Annotated in this window: 16 protein-coding genes and 4 pseudogenes; 11 read left to right on the top strand and 9 right to left on the bottom strand. The window is 56.0% G+C overall.

Going from position 1 to position 14724, the window contains the following annotated elements; translation table 11 throughout:
• The first annotated feature begins 5 nt into the window (after positions 1-5).
• The 4 genes and pseudogenes from PSFL_RS01625 to PSFL_RS01640 all read left to right on the top strand — a co-directional run.
• A complete protein-coding gene (locus tag PSFL_RS01625; protein WP_397469612.1) occupies positions 6-539 on the top strand; it encodes a glycoside hydrolase family 19 protein in 534 nt (177 codons plus the stop codon).
• Positions 536-1048, top strand: coding sequence for a lysis protein (locus PSFL_RS01630; RefSeq protein ID WP_397469613.1), 513 nt, complete (start codon positions 536-538; stop codon positions 1046-1048). Before PSFL_RS01625 ends, PSFL_RS01630 begins: the two co-directional genes overlap by 4 nt.
• A pseudogene (locus tag PSFL_RS01635) lies at positions 991-1322 on the top strand (DNA adenine methylase); the annotation flags it as partial. The gene PSFL_RS01630 and the pseudogene PSFL_RS01635, both read left to right, overlap by 58 nt.
• Positions 1323-1326: 4 nt before the next feature.
• A pseudogene (locus PSFL_RS01640) lies at positions 1327-1455 on the top strand (peptidase S24); the annotation flags it as partial.
• A gap of 439 nt (positions 1456-1894) precedes the next feature.
• On the opposite strand, the gene PSFL_RS01645 reads toward PSFL_RS01640, so the two are convergent.
• From PSFL_RS01645 to PSFL_RS01655, 3 genes are all read right to left on the bottom strand, one after another.
• The gene (locus tag PSFL_RS01645; RefSeq protein ID WP_397469614.1) at positions 1895-2023 is read right to left on the bottom strand and encodes a hypothetical protein; all 129 of its coding nucleotides are present in this window, start codon (positions 2021-2023) and stop codon (positions 1895-1897) included.
• 93 nt (positions 2024-2116) lie between these two features.
• Positions 2117-2794, bottom strand: coding sequence for a transmembrane anchor protein (locus tag PSFL_RS01650; RefSeq protein WP_397469615.1), 678 nt, complete (start codon positions 2792-2794; stop codon positions 2117-2119).
• 12 nt (positions 2795-2806) lie between these two features.
• A complete protein-coding gene (locus tag PSFL_RS01655; protein WP_397469616.1) occupies positions 2807-3544 on the bottom strand; it encodes a HupE/UreJ family protein in 738 nt (245 codons plus the stop codon).
• A gap of 513 nt (positions 3545-4057) precedes the next feature.
• Between PSFL_RS01655 and PSFL_RS01660 the strand changes: the two genes are divergently transcribed.
• From PSFL_RS01660 to PSFL_RS01675, 4 genes are read left to right on the top strand one after another with little or no spacing between them, the layout of a single operon-like run.
• Positions 4058-4357 (top strand): metal-sensing transcriptional repressor, encoded by a 300-nt coding sequence (locus tag PSFL_RS01660; protein ID WP_032894820.1) that lies wholly within the window; start codon positions 4058-4060, stop codon positions 4355-4357.
• A 7-nt stretch (positions 4358-4364) separates the two neighbouring features.
• Positions 4365-5501: a nickel/cobalt efflux protein RcnA gene (locus PSFL_RS01665; protein ID WP_397469617.1), complete on the top strand. Its 1137-nt coding sequence runs from the start codon at positions 4365-4367 to the stop codon at positions 5499-5501.
• Positions 5502-5513: 12 nt separating this feature from the next.
• Positions 5514-5951 (top strand): YqaA family protein, encoded by a 438-nt coding sequence (locus PSFL_RS01670; protein WP_103451567.1) that lies wholly within the window; start codon positions 5514-5516, stop codon positions 5949-5951.
• Positions 5948-6688 (top strand): TraX family protein, encoded by a 741-nt coding sequence (locus PSFL_RS01675; protein WP_397469618.1) that lies wholly within the window; start codon positions 5948-5950, stop codon positions 6686-6688. The genes PSFL_RS01670 and PSFL_RS01675 overlap by 4 nt, the downstream gene beginning before the upstream one ends.
• A gap of 40 nt (positions 6689-6728) precedes the next feature.
• Here PSFL_RS01675 and PSFL_RS01680 read toward each other — a convergent pair whose 3' ends face one another.
• Complete coding sequence (locus tag PSFL_RS01680; protein ID WP_397469619.1) at positions 6729-8039, bottom strand: MFS transporter; 1311 nt, start codon at positions 8037-8039, stop codon at positions 6729-6731.
• Positions 8040-8294: 255 nt separating this feature from the next.
• Here PSFL_RS01680 and PSFL_RS01685 point away from each other — a divergent pair, with 255 nt between their 5' ends.
• Positions 8295-8447, top strand: coding sequence for a YHYH domain-containing protein (locus PSFL_RS01685; protein WP_223656464.1), 153 nt, complete (start codon positions 8295-8297; stop codon positions 8445-8447).
• 104 nt (positions 8448-8551) lie between these two features.
• Here the strand turns inward: PSFL_RS01685 and chrA are convergent, their stop codons facing one another.
• The 3 genes and pseudogenes from chrA to PSFL_RS01700 form a co-directional block, all read right to left on the bottom strand.
• Positions 8552-9910 (bottom strand): chromate efflux transporter, encoded by a 1359-nt coding sequence (gene chrA / locus PSFL_RS01690; RefSeq protein WP_397469620.1) that lies wholly within the window; start codon positions 9908-9910, stop codon positions 8552-8554.
• The gene (locus PSFL_RS01695) at positions 9903-10847 is read right to left on the bottom strand and encodes a chromate resistance protein ChrB domain-containing protein (protein WP_397469621.1); all 945 of its coding nucleotides are present in this window, start codon (positions 10845-10847) and stop codon (positions 9903-9905) included. The genes chrA and PSFL_RS01695 overlap by 8 nt, the downstream gene beginning before the upstream one ends.
• A gap of 782 nt (positions 10848-11629) precedes the next feature.
• Positions 11630-11890: pseudogene (locus PSFL_RS01700) on the bottom strand (integrase); the annotation flags it as partial.
• 337 nt (positions 11891-12227) lie between these two features.
• Between PSFL_RS01700 and PSFL_RS01705 the strand changes: the two are divergent.
• Positions 12228-12356, top strand: a pseudogene (locus tag PSFL_RS01705) (cell wall hydrolase); the annotation flags it as partial.
• Positions 12356-12880, top strand: coding sequence for a lysis protein (locus tag PSFL_RS01710; protein WP_397469622.1), 525 nt, complete (start codon positions 12356-12358; stop codon positions 12878-12880). The pseudogene PSFL_RS01705 and the gene PSFL_RS01710, both read left to right, overlap by 1 nt.
• Positions 12881-13071: 191 nt before the next feature.
• On the opposite strand, the gene PSFL_RS01715 is transcribed toward PSFL_RS01710, so the two are convergent.
• Positions 13072-13962 carry a tetratricopeptide repeat protein gene (locus PSFL_RS01715; RefSeq protein WP_115128044.1) on the bottom strand — a complete coding sequence of 297 codons (891 nt, stop codon included), beginning with the start codon at positions 13960-13962 and terminating at the stop codon, positions 13072-13074.
• 57 nt (positions 13963-14019) lie between these two features.
• Complete coding sequence (locus tag PSFL_RS01720; RefSeq protein ID WP_397469623.1) at positions 14020-14460, bottom strand: hypothetical protein; 441 nt, start codon at positions 14458-14460, stop codon at positions 14020-14022.
• Between the last annotated feature and the right edge of the window lie 264 nt (positions 14461-14724).

Below are 14724 nucleotides of genomic sequence, written 5' to 3' on the forward strand. Positions count from 1 at the left end.
AAACTATGCCGATCACCGAGCAGCAGCTGCTGCGCATTCTCCCTAACGCCGGCCGTCAAGCCGGCGTTTTCGTTCCAGTGCTGAACACGGCCATGAGCAAACACGGAATTGTCACCATTGCACGCATTGCGGCGTTCATCGCCCAGGTCGGGCATGAGTCCGGCCAGTTACGTCATGTGCGCGAGATCTGGGGGCCAACCGCGCAGCAGGCTGGCTATGAAGGCCGTGCTGACCTGGGTAACACCATGAAGGGGGACGGCTCCAAGTTCCGTGGCCGGGGCCTAATCCAGATTACCGGCCGGGCCAATTACGCTGCGTGCGGCGAAGCGCTGGCCCTTGATCTGGTCAATCACCCGGAGTTGCTAGAGCAGCCGCAGCACGCCTCGATGTCGGCGGCTTGGTTCTGGAAAATGAAGGGACTGAATGATTTGGCCGAACGGGGGCAGTTCCTCACCATTACTCGCCGAATCAACGGCGGGCTCAATGGCATAGATGATCGACTGGAGCTGTGGAAGAAGGCGCAGGTGGTGCTGGCATGACCCCCGGGCAGATCCTGGCGGCAATTCTGCTGGCTATGGCTATCAGCGCCGCCGGCACCTGGCAGGTGCAGGACTGGCGCATGGGCAAGCAGTTGGCGGAGCAGGGCGCCCAGTTTCAAACAGACCTTGGGTTGGTTAGCGCGGCGGCCGCCAAGCAGTTGAGCGGCGAGTTGAGTACGCGCCAGGCCTTGGAGAAGAGGCTGACCACCTCCGACCAGCAACATTTTCGAGAGCTTTCAGATGAACAACGTATTCAGGCCCGCCTGCGTGATCGCCTTGCTACTGCTGATCTGCGGCTGTCAGTCCTTCTCGACGCAACGGATTCAGCCAGTGGCTGCAACATGCCTGCCGCCTCCGGCGCCGCCGGCGTGGTTCATGGCCCCACAAGAGTCCAACTTGACCCAGCGCATGCTCAACGAATTATCGGAATCACCGATGCCGGCGACCAAGGATTGATCGCGCTGCGAGCCTGTCAGGCCTACGCAAAAGAAGTTTCTACGCCGAAGTAAAAGGAGCGGCCGGGCAGGATGCGTCAACAACCGGCCCGGCCATCAACCTGCTGCGGATAGAGGAGAACCTTTCAGCAGCGTGGTAGCGTATGTCCGGCACCTATGTTGAAAATCTGGGCTGGCTTGAGTGTGCCGAGCGCTATGACCGCCCCATACCTTCCACTACATGGACCCGACCTACAGGCAGACGGCCGGCTACGGGGTAGATTTTCCCTTTGAGAATTACGAGCGAAGGGCTGACTTTATGAGGCGTTGCAAGGGGGGGCTATCTGTAAGGCCTGTGCAAGCGTGGTAAAGAGGTGATCCTCATTTCGGAACACCCCAAGTACCCGGCGCGACATATCCTTGAGGGGGACGAGCTTTCTATCTGGGGCGTGATCACCAGCACAGTGCGTAGCCATGCCTAAGCACGAGCCGACCTTCGCTCTGATCGACTGCAACTCTTCCGGGCGTTACTAACAGTTATATTCGATTTTATATAGATAATACAGTCGGTTAGGCTAGGTGGTTTTTTTATTTTTTGTTTTCAGGTAGTTGTCGACCACGTTAATCGGGCTCTGCATGCCCTCTCTCCATCCACTATCCATGTAGCTCCCAACATCAGGTATGGAGGGACATGTCAGGACTCCACGCGGCAATCGAATTTCTGCCTGGGTAGTTGAGCAGAATTGCCTGCCCGTTTGCATTTGACTTGACCAGTCCTTTGTGGCGGATGCGACCAGCACACTTCTTGATAATGACCGGCAGAAGACGATCCAAAGCAGTCATTTGTTCGCGGAGTTTGAATCCGGTATTTTCGGCACGCAGAAAAAACGAGGCCGCAATGCGACCTCGTTTTTTAGGCGGTTACTCGTGTGAATGTCCGTGCTCAGCGCTTTCGGAAGTTGCGTCTTTCTCATCAACGCCGCAGGCCGTCATCAGGCCTAGGAAGCAGATCAGGAGCATCGAGCGAATCAGCGTGGTTGGGGTTTTCATGGGAAGACTCTTCAAGAAATAGGTGAGATTAATTGTTTGCGGCCATGCTGTTTGCCGAACTTTTGGCAGTAGGACAGCCCTCGCTGCTTCGGATTACCGTTTGACGCTCAAGTAATCGCCGGTCGTTTTTAGTGCGATGGTCACGTCGTTATTGCTGCGGTTACGCCAAAACCAGCCGTGGGTGCCGTCAAAAATGGCGGTGAATTCACCTTTGTCATTTTTGACCTGCTTGCCCTTGTTGTAGCTATGGAAGTAACCCTTTTCACCGTTGTAGGGCTCACCATGGGTATCGAAGTTCACAGGCCCCCCAACCGCAATCCATTCATAGCTGACAGACTTACCCTTCAAGACTTCCAGCTTTATTTCCGTCCCTTCACCTGGCTTGAGCGTGACGCTCATTTGATTCGTCTTCAAAGCTGATGTGGGTGTGGGCGCCGGCTGAGCAACAGGTTTCGCAACAGGCTGGACTTGCGCAACCTGCGGAGCTGGAGCTGGAGCTGGAGCTGGAGCTGGAGCTGGAGCTGGAGCTGGAGTAGCTGGTTGAGGTGGCGCGGCATCCGCCAGAGCTTCTTGAGCAAGGATGATCTTCAGTTCGCCCATTTGGGTCAGTCCCAGTGCTCGGCCCAGACCCGTTGGATCGACGGCATATTCCGAAGGCATAACCACTGTCACCAGCAGGCCGACCGCAGTCAAAAGGGCAATAACAGTGGAGCGCACCAGTTTGCGAGTGCTGGGCAATTCATTAACAGTTGGAAGCGGAGTATTGAACATGGTCAGAATTCCTTACACGGAGACAAACAGGCCGGTGATCTGGTAACCCATCAGGAGGAAACCGGCACTCATCATGGCGACGTTGGCGGTATAGGCGTGGCGCCAGAAACTGCCGGTGCGCCGCCAATAACCCATCAAAATAAGAATCGCGCTGAGGGCCAGCAACTGGCCGATCTCAACACCAACGTTGAAGGCGATCAGGTTCGGAATCAGGCCATCAGGCGAGATCTCGTACTCTTGGATCTTCGTTGCCAGACCAAAACCGTGGAGCAAGCCGAAGATCAGCGTGGCCACTTTGGTGTTGGGCTGGAAACCGAACCAGCGCTGGAATGCGCCCAGGTTGTCGAGCGCCTTGTACACCACCGAGAAGCCGATGATGGCGTCGATGATGTACGAGCTGATGCTGAACTCTGTAAGTACGCCAAGCAGCAGCGTGACCGAATGGCCTACAGCGAACAGCGTGACATACAGCCCCACGTCTTTCAGGCGATAGAGGAAGAAGATCACCCCGAACAGAAACAGCATGTGGTCGTACCCGGTCATCATGTGCTTGGCGCCCATGTAAATGAAGGGCAGCAACATGACGCCGGAGCTTTCCTGAATGAAGCCCTTGTCGCCTTCCGCAACAGCGTGAGCCATCGCCTCGGGCATTCCGAGGGAAAGTGCAGCGACAAGTAAAAACAACAGCAATACGGGGCGGTGCAAAGGCGCAGTAAACGCGCCGATGCCGCTCATCGAGTACGAATGCATAGATCAATCCTACGTTGCAGAGATCGAAGGCCGCAGTGCGGCCAAGGTCAAGATGCGAACGAAGGACGGGGTGGACGCTCGATCAAGAATATCGGCGGCAGGGGAATAGAGTCTCGAAGCGCATCGACCCGGATGGATAGCATTGGGGATGTCGCCAGCATCAACGCCGCTGTGAGTTGCGGTGTTTCGTGCTGGTGATCAGGGGTCAATGGCGAATGGTAGTGATCTGAAAGACTCGAGTAGCTGGATGAAGCCTCTTCGCCGTGGGAGTGATGGGCGTCTTGCGCAATTTCCCAGGCCGGCGGTTTCGACATCACTGACAACGTATAGGTATGCCCGGCCCAAGCCACCAACATGGCGAGAGCAAGCGCGATTACCACCGTCGTTGTCAGTGTTCTGCTGAACATGGCGTTAGGGTTTTAACTCGGTTTATAGGGCTTTTACGCGTTTGACCGTATCCCCCTAGGGGGGATAGGATGCTAGCGTAATTCATTGAGGCCTGAGGCTCAAGTCATGAGTGAGCACGAACACGAACATAGCCATCCCCACACCCACCAAAGTCATGAGGCAATCATCAAACGTCTCAAACGGGCGGATGGGCATTTACGCGGCATCATCACCATGATCGAAGAGGGTCGTGAGTGCGTGGACATCGCCCAGCAGCTGCATGCGGTTGAAAAAGCAGTGTGCCAAGCCAAACGTACGCTCATCCAGGATCACATTGATCACTGCTTGGAGGACACCGTTTCTGCGCTAGGCAATGGCGAGCGCGCACCACTAGAAGCTTTCAAGCAAATCACCAAGTACCTCTAGGTCTGACATGCCCAATTTCGCTGAACTGCTGCAACAAGGCGGGGCTCACGCCTGGCTGTATTTCCCGAGCGCGATCCTGCTCGGTGCCTTGCATGGCCTGGAGCCGGGACATTCCAAAACCATGATGGCGGCCTTCATCGTGGCCATCCGTGGCTCGGTCAAACAGGCTGTTTTGTTAGGCTTGGCCGCGACGTTGTCGCATACCGCAGTGGTGTGGTTGGTCGCCATCGGCGGCATGTACCTGGGCAAAGGCCTGGATGCGCAAACCACTGAGCCGTACTTCCAGCTTGCCTCTTCTGCACTGATTATCGTGATTGCGCTATGGATGCTCTGGCGTACTTGGCGCGGCGAGCAGATGTTCAAGTTCGAGCAAGGTGATGATCACTACCACGGCGAGCACGACCATGGTCATCATGATGAGACCCATCGAATCGATACCGGCCATGGCCGCATCGAGCTGTCGATCTTCGAGGAAGGCATGCCACCGCACTGGCGCCTGAAGACACTGACCGGGCACGCCTGGGCAGCCTCAGATGTTCGCCTGATGACGACGCGTCCGGACGGTAGCACCCAATCGTTCTCTTTCGTTGAGCGCGAAGGCTTCCTGGAATCGACAATCGATATTCCGGAACCACATGAGTTCAGTGCTCGCTTGAGTCTTGGGCATGCAGGTCACTCCCATGATTACGATCTCCAGTATCAGGAACACGATCACGGGCATGCTCATTCCGAATTGGAAGGCTTAGAGTTGTCGATTGATGGCTACCAGGATGCGCATGAACGTGCGCATGCCAACGATATCCGCAAGCGCTTCACCAATCGCGAGGTCACCACGGGCCAGATCGTTATGTTCGGCCTGACTGGCGGTCTGATTCCTTGCCCGGCAGCCATTACCGTTCTGTTGCTATGTCTTCAGGTTAAAGAAGTCGCGCTGGGAGGCATGCTTGTCCTGTGCTTCAGCATCGGATTGGCGCTCACCTTGGTCACTGTAGGTGCTGCTGCGGCAATTGGTGCTAAGCAGGCCTCCAACCGTTGGCCTTGGCTGGGCACCGTGGCTCGTCGTGCTCCGTACCTGTCCAGCGTGCTGATCATTGGTGTTGGTCTGTACGTGGGCTTCCATGGCTGGATCGGCCTGAACGCTTGAGGCAAGTCTTTCGTGTTTGAACTCACGAGCTACATTGGTCTGTTCGTGGCGGCATTCGGTGCCGCGACGTTATTGCCGATGCAGTCTGAAGCCGTGCTGGTCGGGATGTTGCTCTCCGACCGGTACGTCGTTTCTACGCTCTTGGCAGTCGCCACTTTTGGCAACGTGCTTGGCTCCGCACTGAACTGGCTTCTGGGCCGCTCTGTTGAGCGATTCCGCCACAAGCGCTGGTTCCCCGTGAGCGAGAGCAAGTTAGAAAAAGCCCAGCATTCCTATCTGCGCTACGGGCGCTGGTCACTGTTGTTGAGCTGGGTGCCCATCATTGGCGACCCGCTGACAGTCGTCGCTGGAGTCATGCGCGAGCCACTCTGGAGTTTCCTGCTGATTGTCACCCTGGCCAAGGGCGTACGTTATCTCGTGCTGACCGCCGTCACACTGGGGTGGGCATGACGATGCCTACTGTCCCGCTTTCCCCACTCAAGAGCCGAAGCAGTAGCCTGGATCTGATCAAGTGGCTGGCGATGTTGACCATGGTTATCGATCACTTGCGGTTGGTGTGGCCGGAGATGAGCAACCTGTTTATTCCGGGGAGACTTTCCTTTCCGTTGTTCTGTGTCGCCATTGCCGCCAACGTGGCGCGCTCCAAACAGGGCGAGTTGTTGACGGCGGCGAATGGTCGATACCTTGCCTTGATGCTGGTGTTCGCCGCCATTTCAGAAGTGCCTTATCGCTACATCAGCACCTCGGGATCATTCAACGTGTTGGTGACGCTGGCATTGGGACTGGTGATTGCTTGGGGATGGCAACATCGCACCCTGTCGAGCAGCGCTATGGCGCTGATGGCCGCCGCGATTGCCTATGTGCTGGATGATCCACTGATGTACGGCTTCTACGGTGCACTTGTTCCAGCGGCTGTCTTAATAGCAATCAAAGGCCCCGGTGTTCTTTGGCTGCTGCCAGCGGCTTTATGCCTGATGAGCAATACGCGAAGTAGCATCGTAACTAGGGCGCTGGACTTGGAAGTCTATTCATTGGTGGCGTTGAGCACCGCGTTCGCGGCGCCGCTGATCGGACTCTGGCTACTACGTCAGACCTTCACCTTTAAGGTCTGGCCGGTGCGTCAATGGGGATACTGGTTCTATCCGGGCCACCTTGCCGCTTTGCAAGCGCTACGGTTGCTGGTCTGAATACCGGTCACCAGCTTTAGCAAGCCCTAGGAACTCACGATCATCTGTTGGGCCATCGGCGATGCTGATCATCGATCACGTATGGGTGTTCGTGATCCACACCGTCCTGGCCGTCGATGCGCGCGTGATCGCCCGGCAGATTCTCATGGGTGTGTTTGATCGACTCCTGATCATGAGCTGGGCGCCAGATCACGATGCTGACCAGTAGTGCACCGCCTGCCACCACGGCGAGGCCAACAAACGACGCCGTGAGGCTGATGTTGGCTCCCAGCCATCCCGCCAGTGGATAAGTAATCAACCAGCAAGCATGGGACAGCGCAAATTGGGCGGCAAACAACGCCGGGCGATCTTCGGCATGTGCCGAGCGACGCAACAGGCGACCGCTCGGAGTCTGAGCCAGCGAATAGCCCACCCCGAGCACCATCCACAACGGCAGCAGGAAGTTGTAGGTGGTCAGGTTGATGCCAACGGCCAAGCCTACGACCAGTATTCCTCCGCCAAACAACATGGCCGTTCGGTCGTTGATATTTTTCAGCAGGCGAGGCAAGACCAGGGCCGAGATCATGGAACCACCACCAAACGCAGCCAGCGCCAATGCCGTTGAGCTTTGGGGCAGAGCGAAGCGCGACTGAACCAGCACCACGGTGTTGACGATGACCATGGCACTGGCAGCCGCTACCGTAAGGTTGAGAGCCAGCAGCCCTCGCAGGCGGGGCGTCGCTAGGAATATGCGCATGCCACGGGTAGTTCTTTCATAGATGCTGCGTCGTGGTACTTGCTTCGCCTTTGGCAACAACACCGTGGCGACTAGGGCGGCAGAAGCGAGGAAGCCGATGACCGTGCCGGCGAAAAGGTTGTGGAAGCTGATCACCGTCAGGAGCGCGGCAGCGAGCATCGGGCTCGCGACACTTTCGAGATCGTAAGCCAGACGCGATAGCGACAAGGCACGGGTGTAGTCGTCTTCATCCGGCAGGATGTCTGGAATGGTCGCTTGGAACGTTGGAGTGAACGCTGCCGATGCGGACTGAAGGACGAAAATCAGCACGTAGATTTGCCAAATCTCGGTCACAAACGGGAGAGCAAGCGCGACCAGCGCCCGCACCAGATCCAGCGCGACCAGCATGGCTCTGCGAGGCAGGCGCTCTGCAAAAGCCGCTGCAATGGGCGCTACGCCAATATAGGCCGTCATTTTTATAGCCAACGCCGTGCCGAGAACGGCACCTGCTTGGGCGCCTGCTAGATCGAACGCCAGTAAACCGAGCGCGACGGTGGCAAGGCCAGTCCCTACGAGTGCAATCACCTGAGCCAGGAAAAGATGGCGATAGGTCCGGTTGGCTAGGATTTTCAGCATGAGAAATCTCAAAAGGAAGCGCGTACGACTATCTGGTTACTGAGATTTCCCGAAGATAAAAGAACTCCGAGATTCTCGTTTTCAGATGAATTTGTATCCCCCCTAGGGGGATATGAATTCATCCTAAACCAGAGCTAGAAGTAGCTCAAGAAATAAGCATTCGACCTTTTATCGAGTCTCCGGAGAAGTAGCTTGCTCAGTGAAGGCACTTAGCCATACGCTGCCGGGCGTGAGACCTCTCACGGATATAAAAATATGAGCAAGGAGCAAGCCCTGATGAAACTGTCCGCCATTTTGATCGCCGCTTTACTTTCGATTACGTCCGTTGCTGCCTTCGCGCACAGCGGCGGTACTGATTCAAAAGGTTGCCATCGCAACCATAAAACCAACGACTACCACTGCCATTAAATGGCAAAAGCCCAGCGTCAGGCTGGGCTTTGGTGTGAGCTGGTCGCTTCAGATCTGAAGGGGCGTTGGTGTCTGACGGACGCTGTTTAATCCGCTCGTGATAGCTAGCGCAACAGATGTACTGCTAGACCAGCGAGCGCACAGGCCATCAGTACCTGAATGACGCCGCGCTTGAAGCGGAACAATGCTATTGCCGCTGCGATGGCGATCAATGCAGAGGGCCAGTCGAGGTTACCGCTGAAGCCTTTCGGCCAAAGCACGTGATACCCGAAGAAGCACGCCAGATTGAGGATCACCCCAACTACGGCGGCGGTGATGGCGGTAAGCGGTGCAGTGAACTTGAGTTCGTCGTGGGTCGACTCAACCAGAGGGCCACCCGCAAGGATGAACAGGAATGAGGGTAAAAAGGTGAACCAGGTCACCAGGGCAGCTGCGACAGCTCCGGCCAGAAACACCTGATCAGCCCCGAACACTTGCGAGACATAGGCCCCGACGAAGCCGACGAAAGCCACCACCATGATCAGCGGCCCTGGCGTGGTTTCCCCCAGCGCAAGGCCGTCGATCATCTGTGTCGGGGTTAGCCAGCCATAGTGACCGACTGCGCCTTGATAGACATACGGCAGTACGGCATAAGCCCCGCCGAAGGTCAGCAATGCAGCTTTGGTAAAGAACCAGCTCATCTGGGTCAGGGTTCCTTCCCACCCAAAGAGTGCGGTCAAAACACCCATCGGCAAAGCCCATAGCACGGCACCAATCAGTGCGAGTGAGGCCAATTTCAACCAGCTGAACCGAGCATGTTCAGGGGACGGCGTGTCGTCATCGATTAAAGCCGGGCCGAAGGATTTTTTGGCGGCGCTATGGCCACCGGTTCTGAACTTCTCAGGTGCCAATCGCCCGCCAAGATATCCAATCAATGCTGCCCCTAAGACGATCAACGGGAACGGAACATTGAATGCAAAGATCGCGGCAAATGAAGCCGCTGCTATCGCCCACAGCCAATTATTCTTCAGTGCCCGAGAGCCGATTCTATGCGCCGCCTGCACCACGATGGCCGTCACGGCGGGCTTGATGCCGTAGAAGAGTCCGGCTACCACGGGTACTTCGCCAAACGCGATGTACATCCACGAAAGCGCGATCAAGATGAACAATGAGGGCAACACAAACAGCGCACCGGCGATCACGCCTCCCCAGGTCCGATGCATCAGCCAACCAATGTAAGTCGCCAGTTGCTGAGCCTCGGGCCCTGGCAACAACATGCAGTAATTGAGGGCATGCAGAAATCTGCGTTCTGAAATCCAGCGTCGCCGCTCCACCAACTCCTGGTGCATGATCGAGATCTGGCCCGCAGGCCCGCCGAAGCTAATGAAGCCGAGCTTCAACCAGAACCAGAACGCCTCGCGCAGACTAATCTGTTCAGGCCTCAACGGATCCGCTTCAACCGCTGGTGCCATAACTTTACTCATTGGGCTGCTCCTCTTTCACAAAACCGGCGAGCAGACCGTCGAAAATGGCACTCGCGGCAGCCAGCAGCTGGTCGTCGTCGGTAATGGTTTCTCGTAGCCCTGCCAGTACACGTTCGATGCCGGCAGCCTCCACCGGTTGAATGCCCCCGATATCGAGGTAATGCACAAGGGCAGCAATGCGACCTAGACCTTGTATCTGGATTTGAAAACTGACTTGTAGGGTTTCAAAGGTGACGCGGTTATCAACATGGCTGAAGGTTGCGTCATCAAAATCAAACCCCAAGGCGTCGACTGGGCAGTCCTGTGGAGTGCTCAGCCAGAGGATCTGAGCTTGCGGGTCGATGAAGCGGCGGATCAACCAGGCACAGGCGAGCCGGTCGACCCAGGGACGTTTGCGCGTTGCCCAGATACGGCCCTGATAATCGCTGAGATTGAGTACCGATATCGGTTGATTACAGCTGTGTGGCTCATCCGGCGACAGGGCTCTACTGACTGCCGTCTCTAACTCCTGCAGAGCCGAATCAATTTGGTACTTTGGTTCACCTGGGAAGTAATCGATGCTCGCTATCTGATCGTAGGCTTTGCGCAGCTTGCGGATCTGTTTCGTCGTCGCCAGCGCATTGTCAGCATTCAGCTGTCCACGGCATTCTTCGATCTCCGCACCAAGCTTGCCGTAGTCATCACTACGGTCGAAAAACTTGACGAAGCGCTCACCGCCGGGGTCGACAACCGGCAGAACGTAGGCCGTGCCATTGATGGCGAGGATATCGCGCTCGACAGACGTCAATACCTCACGGCAGGCGCCAATGTCTGGCAGTAGATACGCGCCATCGCGCAGAACCGCAGCCCCCGAAGCTTTCAACGCACGCCAAGCTCGCATGCGTTCGGTGGCATTGGCAGTAGGTAAGCCAAGAATGAGAGCTAGCCAATTATTCATGTAGAGATAGCTATATAATTTGTAATGTATATTACGTTACTCCGGTTTTTAGCGGTTGGGAAGCGGCACCACGAACAAGGGGCATAGTGAGTCTGACTAGAACGAGGAGTGGTCGTGTACAAGGAGGGGCGTTGCGCTGTGCGATTTGAGCAGCTACAAAAAAGCTTCCGTCGTACGCTCTAAAATTAAATTCGTCCTGTTTCAGGCTGCGAGCTTTATTCAGGTCTACGAGTTTTCCAGTCATAGCTGAGCCTCATTGATACTGTGTTTATATACAAATACTGAGGCGCGTAAATCAGTTCCCTTATGTTAGCTAGAGGGCGATCCGCTAGGGCATATTCAGGGCCGCCATAGGCCGCGTTAAGCCATTGGAAACGAGCTTGTAGGCCCGTTTTTATGGTCCATAGCAGACTAAAGGTGGATTGGAAGGGGTTCGAATCCCCATCCATGGGCCTGTGTAATAAAGGTTTGCGATGACGAGCCAGGGGGGCTCGACTGTAGGCGACCAAGCGTAGGAAATCAGTTCCGCAACTAAAATTGAACCGCCCGATTTCAAAGGGCTCCAGCGCCGTGTAAATATTGACGATGCGGAATTGATTTGTTCGTAACTGGTTGATAAATAACAGGATATTTATGGATTGCAAATCCGCCTACGCCGGTTCGATTCCGACCTCGGCCTCCACTCTTGAAAGCCCCGTAGATTAACGTCTACGGGGTTTTTTATTGCCTGTAGGAAAGTGCTGGAGTTCCGAAACTTTAGAGAGTGGAGTTCCGAAACTATCTCATTTTGAAGGCTGCGCGACCGCACCGATGCGCCGGTAAACGCGCTTGGTGATCTCCTGCTCCGAGTGCCCGAGCAGGAGGCTGGCGTCTGCGATATCTGTAATTTCGGATGCCGCCTTCGGTCGGATATCCTTGAACTGAAACTGTTGGATCTTCTCCGCGTCATCAACTCGTCCCTCACTGGCGGCCAAAGAGCGAGCAGCTTCTCGGGCGTCGTCCCATCTGTTACGCAGCATTTGTTGAGACACGCGCATCCCCGTTCTTGCTGCGCTGGGCAGCAGAAGGTGGTTTAGGATTTGGAGGGGAGCCACTCGGTGTCGTATTCGAACTGGGTAACTCGCATTGATCTCGATGCTTGGCAGTTCGCGGCGGAACGTCTCGGTGCCGTAGGGCTTCTTCACGTAGCCCGCTGCCTCTTCCATGAATTTCGGTTTGAAGATGTGCAGCAGGTGGTCGGCTGCTTTTTCGTACTGATCCTCTGGGTAGTTGCCCACGCATACGCTGCCACGACAGACTCGCCAAACCTCGCGTTTTGGCGTTGCCTCGGCAGCCTTGATCTTTTCGTCCATGGCGTCCGGAGCGAAGCGGAGCTGATCAATACCGGATCCAACCGGCGGGGCCACGCACTACTACGCAACCACGATGCCCAAGGCTCCGGCCTGGGCGGCGAAGGCCAAGCAGACGTTGCGCTTCGGGCATCACGTTTTTTTCAAGGATGTGCCGTGATGACGCCCGTGCAGAAGCTGGCCGGGCTGATGGTGCTGATCCTGGTGCTGATGGCCAGCGCCGCCGGCTCCGCCTGGCAGGTGCAGGAATGGCGCACGGGCAAGAGGCTGTCCGAGCAGGTCGGCCTGCACCAGGGCGAACTGGCTGCCGTCAGCGCGGCCGCCGCCAATCAGGTGAGCGTTGAGCAGGGCGGGCGCCTGGACCTGGAGCAGACGCTGGCCACATCCGATCAACAACACACCCGAGAACTTTCCGATGCTCAACGCCGCCAGGCTCTCCTGCGTGACCGCCTTGCTACTGCTGATGTGCGGCTGTCAGTCCTTCTCGAGGCCACGGATTCAGCCAGTGACTTCAACGTGCCTGCCACCACCGGCGGCGTCGGCGTGGTTCATGCAGCCCGTCGAGCCCAACTTGCCCCAGCGCATGCTCAACGAATTATCGCCATTACCGACAGCGGCGATCAAGGATTGATCGCGCGGCGAGCCTGTCAGGCCTACGCAAAAGAAGTCTCTACAGCGAAGTAAAAGGAGCGGCCGGGCATTATGCGTCAACATCCACCCCGGCCCCTTTCCCGCAGAACGCCTTTTCCAGCTTCATGCACAAGCGAGCGACATCAACCTAAAGGCAAAAGAAGGCGGGTTCATTTAAGCGACAGCGGACTTAAGAAACAAATAAATCCGTCTCCTTTTCGGTCTAGGTAAACGGCGCTAGCGCTTCAATTCAAGCCGACTTTGATGGACCGCTCGGAAGACCAGGAGTCCTGGCCTGCTTGCAATGTTGGTTCGGCAGGAATGCGGTATTTACCGAATGCCTTGACGACGGCCTGGTCTACGTCGGCGTTGCCCGAGCTTTCTATCAATGCGATTTTCGGCACATTTGAACCCGGCTTGCCTTGCACTTGCAGCGTCACCGGTTTGCTGGCGCTGCCGCGTTTGAATTGCTTGTTCAAGGCAATCTCGATGTCCAATGTCGTACGGTTTAGACTCTTGCGGCTGGTATCGCTCCAGACGTCGTTGTAGCGCTGTGTCTGTGCAGCCGTCAGCACCAACCCTTGAGAGCGGATCCGCTGAATGCCCTTCCAGGCAACATCGCCGGAATGTTGGCTGGCTTCCACGTAATACATCATTGCCCCGAACAAATCCTGCGGGCCACCGCGGCCTTCCTCCATCAATCTGGCCAATGCGAGTTTACTTTTATCGCTGTCGCTGTTGGTCAGCGCCAACTGATAAAGCCGTCGCGCTTCCACGTCGTTGCGTGCTTGCCCATGGCCCTCTTCGGCCATGCGCGCCAGTCTCTCGTTACCGACGCCATCTACGGCAGCGACGGATTCATAGAGCGATTTGGCCCTGCCAAAATCTTGTGGCAGACCGCCACGGCCGGATTCGTACAAACCGCCGAGCGCGATCTTACAACGCACGTTGCCGTCATCGCTGGCTTTACGAATGTATTGAACATCTTCTGCAGTGGGGCTTTTTACGCCCTCAAAAAGTATGCATTGGACTTTGGCCAGAGTTTGTTCAAAGGAGCTTGGCGGCCTGGAGGTTTGGCACCCTGCGATGTGGCCCGTGATTGCCAGTACAACAATTGCCTTTTTCATGTGATGCATGCGTGGAATCCTGCGTTGGAGTAAAGCGGCGGCGGAGTACTCAGTTGGAACAACTGGCTAGGCTTTGGCGGCTCGTCTACCAAAGTGAAACTCACGCTCATGATGGTACAAGAGCATCCACGCCTCTGACTCTGGAAACACGACCAGATTGTCTGAAGCCGGATAGCAGAACTCCGGCCAGTATGAAATGAACACTCCCCAGGTTGTACGCAGCGCGGTCTCTGAATCCCAAGAAAGCGATACTGGCTGCTCTAAATGTGGCTGATGTTGCTTCAGCCAATTGGAACCGGCCTCCGAGGCGGCCTCTTCGGCGCTGACCATTTCAGGACGTAGCTCGGTGCTCAGGCCGTGATTACCCATGAACCCTTGCGCCCGCTTATACAACGCCTTCGCCTCATCGGAGGTCACTGAGTGCATTTGCGCGAGGACTTTATTTGGCAACACGGCATACGCTGGATCGGTCCAGCGCCACGCCAATTTATGATCTTGGATGCGCATAGTCTCAACACCTAACTAGAAGTGGGCGATACAAATGATAAATTTTTTACGCCACCTGTGTCGCAGGCCGTCCCTCGTCGTATGTAATCCACGAGTCTTGAGCCGAGTGCCAGTAGCTCAACACGGGCAAAGGAGAAAAGTGACAAGTTCTACATTCAGGATACGAATTTGTGGGCATCAGGTCTTTAATCGGTTAATAGTTAAGCATTTCCGTTCATTAGCGTCCGCTTTTGACTGACCAAGAGTTTATGTAACCTCACGAAT

It is taken from the genome of Pseudomonas sp. DD1, assembly GCF_044510355.1.
Lineage (GTDB): Bacteria > Pseudomonadota > Gammaproteobacteria > Pseudomonadales > Pseudomonadaceae > Aquipseudomonas > Aquipseudomonas shahriarae.

What these genes read in the sequence shown, in the direction of transcription:
- PSFL_RS01665 (WP_397469617.1), top strand. Translation starts at nt 4,365, where the DNA reads ATGCCCAATTTCGCTGAACTGCTGCAACAAGGCGGGGCTCACGCCTGG.
- PSFL_RS01655 (WP_397469616.1), bottom strand. Translation starts at nt 3,544, where the DNA reads ATGCATTCGTACTCGATGAGCGGCATCGGCGCGTTTACTGCGCCTTTG.
- PSFL_RS01680 (WP_397469619.1), bottom strand. Translation starts at nt 8,039, where the DNA reads ATGCTGAAAATCCTAGCCAACCGGACCTATCGCCATCTTTTCCTGGCT.
- PSFL_RS01625 (WP_397469612.1), top strand. Translation starts at nt 6, where the DNA reads ATGCCGATCACCGAGCAGCAGCTGCTGCGCATTCTCCCTAACGCCGGC.
- PSFL_RS01660 (WP_032894820.1), top strand. Translation starts at nt 4,058, where the DNA reads ATGAGTGAGCACGAACACGAACATAGCCATCCCCACACCCACCAAAGT.
- PSFL_RS01710 (WP_397469622.1), top strand. Translation starts at nt 12,356, where the DNA reads ATGACGCCCGTGCAGAAGCTGGCCGGGCTGATGGTGCTGATCCTGGTG.
- PSFL_RS01715 (WP_115128044.1), bottom strand. Translation starts at nt 13,962, where the DNA reads ATGCATCACATGAAAAAGGCAATTGTTGTACTGGCAATCACGGGCCAC.
- PSFL_RS01650 (WP_397469615.1), bottom strand. Translation starts at nt 2,794, where the DNA reads ATGTTCAATACTCCGCTTCCAACTGTTAATGAATTGCCCAGCACTCGC.
- PSFL_RS01675 (WP_397469618.1), top strand. Translation starts at nt 5,948, where the DNA reads ATGACGATGCCTACTGTCCCGCTTTCCCCACTCAAGAGCCGAAGCAGT.
- PSFL_RS01630 (WP_397469613.1), top strand. Translation starts at nt 536, where the DNA reads ATGACCCCCGGGCAGATCCTGGCGGCAATTCTGCTGGCTATGGCTATC.
- PSFL_RS01685 (WP_223656464.1), top strand. Translation starts at nt 8,295, where the DNA reads ATGAGCAAGGAGCAAGCCCTGATGAAACTGTCCGCCATTTTGATCGCC.
- PSFL_RS01720 (WP_397469623.1), bottom strand. Translation starts at nt 14,460, where the DNA reads ATGCGCATCCAAGATCATAAATTGGCGTGGCGCTGGACCGATCCAGCG.
- chrA (WP_397469620.1), bottom strand. Translation starts at nt 9,910, where the DNA reads ATGAGTAAAGTTATGGCACCAGCGGTTGAAGCGGATCCGTTGAGGCCT.
- PSFL_RS01645 (WP_397469614.1), bottom strand. Translation starts at nt 2,023, where the DNA reads ATGAAAACCCCAACCACGCTGATTCGCTCGATGCTCCTGATCTGCTTC.
- PSFL_RS01695 (WP_397469621.1), bottom strand. Translation starts at nt 10,847, where the DNA reads ATGAATAATTGGCTAGCTCTCATTCTTGGCTTACCTACTGCCAATGCC.